Consider the following 8,820-nt stretch of genomic DNA (forward strand, 5'->3'; position numbering starts at 1 on the left):
GGCCGGGCTTTTGCGAGGCCCGCACCCCCCCCCCCCCCCCCCCTCCCACCCCCCCCCCCCCCCCCCCCCCCCCCCCCCCCCCCCCCCCTCCGCCGTTCAGCCGCTGATCACCAGTCCGTCGCGCAGCCGCTCCAACGCCGCCTCGGGCACCCGCAGCCCGTTGCGCACATAGCCCTCCAGGCCGCCCCAGCGTTCGTCCACGGCGTCGAGCGCCACGTCCAGGTAGCGCGGGCGGACCTCGACGACGGCCGCCGCGACGACGGGATCGCCGCCGCCTTCGAGGAACGTGCGCACGGACGGGGCGAAGGCGGCCCGTACCGCCGGGTTCACCGCGAGGAAGTCGGTGCGCACCGTGTCGCGGGACGCCCCCAGGATCATGAGCAGGAGGGCCGCCGCCCAGCCGGTGCGGTCCTTGCCCGCCGTGCAGTGGAAGAGCACCGGACGCGCGGCGGGGTCGGCCGCGGTCTCCAGGAACGCCCGGTAGGCGGCCGCGGCGCCGGGTGAGAGGACCAGCTTGCGGTAGGTCTGGGCGAACAGCTCCTCGGCCCGGCCGCCCCCCAGGGCCCGCTCCGCCCCGGCCGGGTCGGCGAGCAGCGACCGCAGCCGGGCGGGCGCCACGCCGGGGTGGTCGCCGAGCACGTCGGCCACGAAGAGCCTGGCCCGCTCCGGCAGCCGGTCCGGGGCCCACCGCCGTTCGTCGGCGGTGCGCAGGTCCACCACGGTGCGGACGCCGAGGGCGGCCACCGCGCGGTCGCGCTCCGGGTCGAGGTCGCTCAACTGACCCGAGCGGAACAGGATGTTCTGCCGCACCCGGCGGCCGCGGCCCAGCGTGATGCCGCCCAGGTCGCGCAGGTTCACGACGGTGGCGGACGGGACGGTCCGGGCGGTCTGCACGATGAACTGCCTCATTTCCCCGATGGGTTCCTGGAGTTCCACACCTCGGACCCGGCGGTGCGGCGCACGGGAAGCGGGCTCGCGCACCGCGTCGGACGCCGTCCGGGCCTCAGTCCGACAGCAGCTCCGTCTTCAGCGCCCCGAACTCGGCGTCGCTGAGGACGTCCCGCTTCCACAGTTCGGCCAGGCGCTCCAGCCGGGTGATGATGTCCTCCTCCGCTCCCCCGTCCGCTCCGAGGATCTCGTGGGCGACGAGCGCGCCGCCCGCCTCGCGGACCGCGCGGGCCAGCGGCGGGGCCCACAGGTCCTCGCGGACGACGATCGCGGCCGTGTCGCCGCGCGGCACGCTCCTGTCGAGCGCCGCGAGGTCCTCCGCGCGCAGCGCGGCCGCCTGTCCGCCCTCCTCCGCGCCGAGGGGCAGGACGCCCTCCGGGTCGATCTCCCGTACGTCCGCCCAAACCAGGGCGCCGTCCTCGGTGCGGCGGACGAAGGCGAGGTCGCGGGCGTTCAGGGCGGCGGAGGCCACGGCGTCGGCGAGGACGGGGGCGACGGCCCCGGCGAAGCGGGCGGCGGGAAAGGCGATGACGAGGTGTTCCAAGGGCTCTGCGGCCACGGTCGCGTCCTCTCCGCATCCCGGCGTCCGCGAGAGCACCGGGGTGGATACGGGCATTCCAGATATTGCACGGGAAACCAGGAAACTTCGCACATAATATGCATCACGGCCTGGATTACCCCTGCTTCCGGCCACGGCCGTGTTGCGCACCTTCCGGGCGCGCTGCGCCCTTCGTGCCCGTGCGCGGGCAAACGTCCCCGGACCCGGGAGGGCAAGATCACAGCACGTGCCCCTGCTGCTCATTCCGCGCGCTGCCCTAGCATCTGAGCATGACGGTCCAGCCTGCTGACGGGCTCTCTCCGGCCGCCGCGTTCCCGGACCCCTCCCATGACCAGTGGCAGCGCCTCGTCGAAGGCGTACTGCGCAAGTCGGGCGAGGACGTCTCGGGCGAGGCCGCCGAGGAAGCGCTGTCCACCACACTGGAGGACGGGCTCACCACACGCCCCCTCTACACCGCCCACGACAGGTCGCCCCGGGCCGGCTTCCCCGGCTTCGCCCCCTTCACGCGGGGCGGCAGGGCGGAGGGGAACACCACCGGGGGCTGGGACGTGCGCCAGCGCCACGCCCTGACCGACCCCGCCCGGCTGAACGAGGCGGTCCTCGGCGACCTGGAGAACGGGGCCACCTCGCTCTGGCTCACCGTGGGCGGCCCGGCGGGCGTCCCCGCCGACGCGCTGCCCCGCGCGCTGGAGGGAGTCCTCCTCGACCTGGCGCCCATCGCCCTCGACGCCCCGACCGGCCTCGACGCCGCGGCCGCGGCCCTGCTCCGGCTCCACGAGGAGCGCGGCGTCCCCGCCGACGAGGTGCGCGGCACGCTCGGCGCGGACCCGCTCGGCCACGAGGCCCGGACGGGCGTCGAGGCCGACCTCGCCCCGGCGGTGCGCTGGGCGCGGGTGTGCCAGGAGCGGTACCCGCGGCTGCGGGCCATCGCCGTGGACGCGCTGCCGTACCACGAGGCGGGCGGATCGGCCGCCCAGGAACTGGGGCTCTCCCTGGCCGCCGGCGTCGCCTACCTGCGGGCCCTGACCGGCGCGGGGTCGAGCGTGGAGGCGGCCTGCGGCCAGCTCGAGTTCCGTTACGCGGCCACCGCGGACCAGTTCCTGACCATCGCCAAGCTGCGCGCCGCGCGCCGGCTGTGGGCGAGGGTCGCCGAGGCCTCGGGCGCGCCCGGCGCCGGGGCGCAGCGGCAGCACGCCGTCACCTCGCCGGTCATGATGACGCGCCGCGACCCGTGGGTGAACATGCTGCGCACCACGCTCGCCGCGCTCGGCGCGGGCGTGGGGGGCGCGGACTGCGTGACGGTGCTGCCGTTCGACCACGCGCTGGGGCTTCCCGACGCGTTCGCCCGCAGGGTCGCCCGCAACACCTCGACGATCCTGATCGAGGAGTCCCATCTGGCGCGGGTCGTCGACCCCGCGGGCGGCTCCTGGTACGTGGAGCGGCTGACCGACGAACTCGCCGCCGCCGCTTGGGCGTTCTTCCAGGAGACCGAGCGTGCGGGCGGACTGCCCGGCGCGCTGCGCTCCGGGATGGCCGCCGAGCGGCTGGCCGCCACCTGGGCGGTGCGCAGCGCCCGGCTGGCCCGCCGGGTGGAGCCGGTCACCGGGGTGAGCGAGTTCCCGCAGCCCGCGGAGGCCCCGGTGGAGCGCGAGCCGGCCCCCGACCCGTACGCAGGGGCTCCGGGCGGTCTGCCGCGGGTGCGGCGCGACGAGGCGTTCGAGGCGCTGCGCGCCCGCTCCGACGCGCACCTCGCCGCGACGGGCTCCCGTCCGAAGGTGTTCATCGCCGCGCTGGGACCGGCCGCCGCGCACACGGCGCGGGTCTCGTTCGCCGTCAACCTCTTCGGGGCGGGCGGGATCGAGGCGGTGCACGAGCCGGTGTCGGTGGACGCGGACACGGCGGCGGGGGCGCTGGCCGCCTCCGGCGCCGCCGTCGCCTGCCTGTGCTCCTCGGACGCGCTCTACGCCGAGCAGGCGGAGGAGGTGGCCGGTGCGCTGAGGTCGGCGGGCGCGGTCGAGATCCTCCTCGCGGGGCGGCCCGGCGCGTACGCCGGCGTCGACGGCCACGTCTTCGCGGGCTGCGACACGGTCGCCTCCCTCACCTCCGTACTCGACCGGATGGGAGTGGCGTGATGCCCACACCGCCCACGGAAGCGAACCCCACCGTGCCCGAACCCGCCGTTCCCGACTTCTCCGAGATCGCGCTGGAGTCCCCCGCTCCCCCGGACGGCTCGCCCGGTCGGTGGCGGGCGGCGGCGGCGAAGGCGGCCGAGGAGTCCGGCACGGACCTGCTCTGGGAGACCCCCGAGGGCATCACGGTCAAGCCCCTCTACACCGGGGACGACCTCGAGGGCCTGGAGGCGCTGCACTCGTATCCGGGCATCGCCCCGTACCTGCGCGGGCCCTACCCGACGATGTACGTCAACCAGCCCTGGACCATCCGGCAGTACGCCGGGTTCTCCACCGCCGAGGAGTCCAACGCCTTCTACCGGCGCAACCTCGCGGCCGGGCAGAAGGGGCTGTCGGTCGCCTTCGACCTGCCGACGCACCGGGGGTACGACAGCGACCACCCCCGCGTCACCGGCGACGTCGGCATGGCGGGGGTGGCCATCGACTCCCTCTACGACATGCGCCAGTTGTTCGACGGCATTCCGCTGGACCGGATGTCGGTGTCGATGACGATGAACGGCGCGGTGCTCCCCGTGCTGGCGCTGTACATCGTGGCGGCCGAGGAGCAGGGCGTGCCGCCCGAGAAGCTGGCCGGGACCATCCAGAACGACATCCTCAAGGAGTTCATGGTCCGCAACACCTACATCTACCCGCCGATCCCCTCGATGCGGATCATCTCCGACATCTTCGCGTACACCTCGCGGAAGATGCCCCGCTACAACTCCATCTCCATCTCCGGCTACCACATTCAGGAGGCCGGGGCGACGGCCGACCTGGAGCTGGCGTACACCCTGGCCGACGGAGTGGAGTACCTGCGGGCGGGCCGGGAGGCCGGGCTGGACGTGGACGCGTTCGCGCCGCGGCTGTCGTTCTTCTGGGCGATCGGCATGAACTTCTTCATGGAGGTCGCCAAGTTGCGGGCGGCCCGGCTGCTGTGGGCCAGGCTGGTGGCGCAGTTCGAGCCGAAGAACCCCAAGTCGCTGTCGCTGCGCACCCATTCGCAGACGTCGGGCTGGTCGCTGACGGCGCAGGACGTGTTCAACAACGTGACGCGCACGTGCGTGGAGGCGATGGCGGCGACCCAGGGGCACACCCAGTCGCTGCACACCAACGCCCTGGACGAGGCGCTGGCGCTGCCCACCGACTTCTCGGCGCGGATCGCCCGCAACACGCAGTTGCTGCTCCAGCAGGAGTCCGGCACGTGCCGGGTCATCGACCCGTGGGGCGGCAGCGCGTACGTGGAGAAGCTGACCCGCGACCTGGCGGACCGGGCCTGGCAGCACATCCAGGAGGTGGAGAAGGCCGGAGGGATGGCGAAGGCCATCGACGCGGGCATCCCCAAGCTCCGGGTGGAGGAGGCCGCCGCCCGGACGCAGGCGCGGATCGACTCCGGGCGGCAGCCGGTGATCGGGGTGAACAAGTACCGGGTGGAGACCGACGAGCGCATCGACGTGCTCAAGGTCGACAACTCCTCGGTGCGCGCCCAGCAGGTCGAGAAGTTGCGGAGGCTGCGCGAGGAGCGCGACGAGGCGGCGTGCCAGGAGGCGCTGCGGGCGCTGACGGCAGCCGCCGGGCGCGCGCCGGGTCCGGGGCTGGAGGGCAACCTGCTGGCCCTGGCGGTCGACGCGGCGCGGGCGATGGCCACGGTCGGGGAGATCTCGGACGCGCTGGAGAAGGTGTACGGGCGGCACGCGGGGCAGATCCGTACGATCTCCGGTGTGTACCGCAAAGAGGCAGGAGAGTCCCCCTCGGTGGACCGGACCCGCGCGCTGGTCGACGCGTTCGAGGAGGCGGAGGGCCGCCGGCCGCGCATCCTGGTCGCCAAGATGGGCCAGGACGGCCACGACCGGGGCCAGAAGGTGATCGCCACGGCCTTCGCCGACCTGGGCTTCGACGTGGACGTCGGCCCGCTGTTCCAGACGCCGGGCGAGGTGGCGCGGCAGGCCGTCGAGGCGGACGTGCACATCGTGGGCGTCTCCTCGCTGGCGGCCGGGCACCTCACCCTGGTGCCCGCGCTGCGGGAGGAGCTGGCCGCCGAGGGCCGCGAGGACATCATGGTCGTGGTGGGCGGGGTGATCCCGCCGCAGGACGTCGAGACCCTGCGCGAGGCGGGCGCCGCGGCGGTCTTCCCGCCGGGCACGGTGATCCCCGACGCCGCCCACGACCTGGTGACGCGGCTCGGCGCCGCGCTCGGCCACGAGCTGTGAGCCGCTGACGGATGGCCGCGAGGATCGACATCGACGGTTACGTCCAGGGAGTGCTCGACGGCAGGCGGGCGCACGTGGCCCGCGCGATCACGCTCGTCGAGTCGACGCGGGCCGAACACCGGGTGCTGGCGCAGCGGTTGCTGAGCCGGTTGCTGCCGCACGCGGGAGCGGCCCGGCGGATCGGCGTCAGCGGGGTGCCGGGGGTGGGCAAGTCCACGTTCATCGACGCGCTCGGCACCATGCTCACGGGGCTCGGGCACCGGGTGGCGGTGCTGGCCGTGGACCCGTCCTCCAGCCGCACCGGCGGGTCCATCCTGGGCGACAAGACCCGGATGGAGCGGCTGGCGGTCGACCCGGCCGCCTTCGTCCGCCCCTCCCCCACCGCCGGGACGCTGGGCGGGGTGGCGAAGGCGACCCGCGAGTCCATCGTGGTGATGGAGGCGGCGGGTTACGACGTGGTGCTGGTGGAGACGGTGGGCGTCGGGCAGTCGGAGACGGCGGTGGCCAACATGGTGGACACCTTCCTGCTGCTCACGCTGGCGCGCACCGGGGACCAGTTGCAGGGCATCAAGAAGGGCGTCCTGGAGCTGGCGGACGCCATCGCGGTGAACAAGGCCGACGGCCCGCACGAGCGCGACGCCCGCTCGGCGGCGCGCGAACTGGCGGGTGCGCTGCGGCTGATGCACCCGGTGGACGCGGCGTGGACCCCCCCGGTGCTCACGTGCAGTGCGCGCGAGTCGACGGGGCTGGAGGCGCTGTGGGAACGCCTGGAGCAGCACCGCGAGGTCCTGGAGTCCACCGGGCGGCTGGCGGCCAAGCGCCGTGACCAGCAGGTCGACTGGGCGTGGACGATGGTCCGGGACGAGTTGCTGGAGAGCCTGCGGAGCCATCCGGCGGTGCGCAGGCTCGCGCCGGAGCTCGAACAGCGGGTGCGGGAGGGCACGCTGACGGCGACGCTGGCCGCCGAGGAGATCCTGCGCGTGTTCCGCACGGACGCCGCGGGCTGAGCCCGCGCCGGGGCCGCCGCCGGCGGCGGCGGCCCCGGCGTCCTACGCGTCGCCGAGCGCCTCGGAGACCAGGGCGCGGGCCTCCTCCTGGACGCGCGCGAGGTGGTCGGGGCCCTGGAAGCTCTCCGCGTACACCTTGTAGACGTCCTCGGTGCCGGAGGGGCGGGCGGCGAACCAGGCGCTGTCGGTGCAGACCTTGAGGCCGCCGATCGCCGCTCCGTTGCCGGGGGCCTCGGTGAGCACGGCGGTGACGGGTTCGCCCGCCAGGGTGTCGGCCTTGACCTGCCGCGGGGAGAGCCGGGCCAGGACCGCCTTCTCCTCGCGGGTGGCGGGCGCGTCGACGCGGGCGTAGGCCGGGTCGCCGAAGCGCTCGGTGAGCCGGGCGTAGTGCTGGGAGGGGGTGGAGCCGGTGACGGCGGTGATCTCGGAGGCCAGGAGCGCCAGCAGGATGCCGTCCTTGTCCGTGGTCCACACCCGGCCGTCGCGGCGCAGGAACGAGGCGCCGGCGGACTCCTCGCCGCCGAAGCCGAGGCTGCCGTCGTAGAGGCCGTCGACGAACCACTTGAAGCCGACCGGGACCTCCACCAGGGTCCGGCCCAGGTCGTGCGCGACCCGGTCGATCATCGAGGAGGAGACCAGCGTCTTGCCGATGCCGGTCCCGGCCGCCCAGCGGTCGCGGTGGGTGAAGAGGTAGCCGATGGCGACGGCCAGGTAGTGGTTGGGGTTCATCAGCCCGCCGTCGGGGGTGACGATGCCGTGCCGGTCGGCGTCGGCGTCGTTCCCGGTGGCGATCGCGTACGCGTCGCGCTGGTCGATCAGCGAGGCCATGGCGTACGGGGAGGAGCAGTCCATGCGGATCTTGCCGTCCCAGTCCAGCGTCATGAACCGCCAGGTGGGGTCGGCCAGCGGGTTGACCACGGTGAGGTCGATCCGGTGCCGCTCCGCGATCCGCCCCCAGTAGGCGACGGACGCGCCGCCGAGCGGGTCCGCGCCGATGCGGAGGCCGGCGTCGCGGACGGCGTCGAGGTCGAGCACGGAGGGCAGGTCGTCCACGTAGGCGCCGAGGAAGTCGTGGCGGCGGGTGGTGTCGGCGGCCAGCGCGCGGGCGTACGGGATGCGGCGGACCTCGCCGAGCCCCGCCTCGATGAGGGCGTTCGCGCGGTCCTGGATCCAGGAGGTGGCGTCCGACGCGGCCGGTCCCCCGTTCGGCGGGTTGTACTTGAAACCGCCGTCCGCGGGCGGGTTGTGCGAGGGGGTGACCACGATCCCGTCGGCGAGGTGCTCGGTGCGCCCCCGGTTGTACGTGAGGATGGCGTGCGAGACGGCGGGAGTCGGGGTGTACCCGTCCTCGGCGTCGATCAGCACGGTGGCCCCGTTGGCGGCGAGCACCTCCAGGGCGGTGACGCGGGCGGGCTCGGACAGGGCGTGGGTGTCGGCGCCGAGGTAGAGGGGCCCGTCGGTGCCCTGCCGGGCCCGGTAGTCGCAGATCGCCTGGGTAGTGGCGGCGATGTGGTCGTCGTTGAAGGCGGCGGCGAGCGCGGAGCCGCGGTGGCCCGAGGTGCCGAAGGCCACCCGCTGGGCGGGGTCGGCCGGGTCGGGGTGGAGGGCGTAGTAGGCCGTCACCAGTCGGGCCACGTCCACCAGGTCCGCGGAGTGCGCCGGCTGTCCGGCCCGTTCGTGCGCCATCGGGTCTCCTCGTACGTCGCGTCGTCGACCGGTCCGCGGGGGCGGGCCGGGGCACCGGAGCGGTGATCACCCTGGTCCGTACCCATCTTCCGCCCTCTCACCGGTCCGGGCGCGCCACCGGTCCCCTCCCTCCCGGCAGGGCGGCCCGGCCGCGGCGGGGGGGGGGGGGGGGGGGGGGGGGGGGGGGGGGGGGGGGGGGGGGGGGGGGGGGGGGGGGGGGGGGGGGGGGGGGGGGGGGGGGGGGG

General features: G+C 74.8%; 6 protein-coding genes. 3 read left to right on the top strand and 3 right to left on the bottom strand.

The genetic code is table 11. The features are described 5' to 3' along the window. Positions 1-96 precede the first annotated feature (96 nt). Together ACZ6EJ_RS22680 and ACZ6EJ_RS22685 are read right to left on the bottom strand one after the other, a co-directional pair. Entirely contained in the window at positions 97-894 is a 798-nt protein-coding gene (locus ACZ6EJ_RS22680; protein ID WP_469269555.1) for a tyrosine-protein phosphatase, read from the bottom strand. A 109-nt stretch (positions 895-1,003) separates the two neighbouring features. After that, the gene (locus tag ACZ6EJ_RS22685) at positions 1,004-1,507 is read right to left on the bottom strand and encodes an SHOCT domain-containing protein (RefSeq protein ID WP_469269548.1); all 504 of its coding nucleotides are present in this window, start codon (positions 1,505-1,507) and stop codon (positions 1,004-1,006) included. A 269-nt stretch (positions 1,508-1,776) separates the two neighbouring features. Between ACZ6EJ_RS22685 and ACZ6EJ_RS22690 the strand changes: the two genes are divergently transcribed. The 3 genes from ACZ6EJ_RS22690 to meaB are packed head-to-tail and all read left to right on the top strand — an operon-like array spanning position 1,777 to position 6,889. Then, a complete protein-coding gene (locus tag ACZ6EJ_RS22690) occupies positions 1,777-3,639 on the top strand; it encodes a methylmalonyl-CoA mutase family protein (RefSeq protein WP_469269550.1) in 1,863 nt (620 codons plus the stop codon). After that, entirely contained in the window at positions 3,639-5,882 is a 2,244-nt protein-coding gene (scpA, locus tag ACZ6EJ_RS22695) for a methylmalonyl-CoA mutase (RefSeq protein ID WP_469269551.1), read from the top strand. The genes ACZ6EJ_RS22690 and scpA overlap by 1 nt, the downstream gene beginning before the upstream one ends. Before the next feature lie 11 nt (positions 5,883-5,893). Beyond that, positions 5,894-6,889: a methylmalonyl Co-A mutase-associated GTPase MeaB gene (meaB, locus tag ACZ6EJ_RS22700; RefSeq protein WP_469269552.1), complete on the top strand. Its 996-nt coding sequence runs from the start codon at positions 5,894-5,896 to the stop codon at positions 6,887-6,889. A 42-nt stretch (positions 6,890-6,931) separates the two neighbouring features. Here meaB and pgm read toward each other — a convergent pair whose 3' ends face one another. Next, positions 6,932-8,575: a phosphoglucomutase (alpha-D-glucose-1,6-bisphosphate-dependent) gene (gene pgm / locus ACZ6EJ_RS22705; protein ID WP_469269553.1), complete on the bottom strand. Its 1,644-nt coding sequence runs from the start codon at positions 8,573-8,575 to the stop codon at positions 6,932-6,934. Positions 8,576-8,820: the final 245 nt, after the last annotated feature.

The sequence above is a fragment of the Streptomyces sp. NPDC041970 genome (assembly GCF_055588985.1).

What these genes read in the sequence shown, in the direction of transcription:
- ACZ6EJ_RS22690 (WP_469269550.1), top strand. Translation starts at nt 1,777, where the DNA reads ATGACGGTCCAGCCTGCTGACGGGCTCTCTCCGGCCGCCGCGTTCCCG.
- scpA (WP_469269551.1), top strand. Translation starts at nt 3,639, where the DNA reads ATGCCCACACCGCCCACGGAAGCGAACCCCACCGTGCCCGAACCCGCC.
- pgm (WP_469269553.1), bottom strand. Translation starts at nt 8,575, where the DNA reads ATGGCGCACGAACGGGCCGGACAGCCGGCGCACTCCGCGGACCTGGTG.
- meaB (WP_469269552.1), top strand. Translation starts at nt 5,894, where the DNA reads ATGGCCGCGAGGATCGACATCGACGGTTACGTCCAGGGAGTGCTCGAC.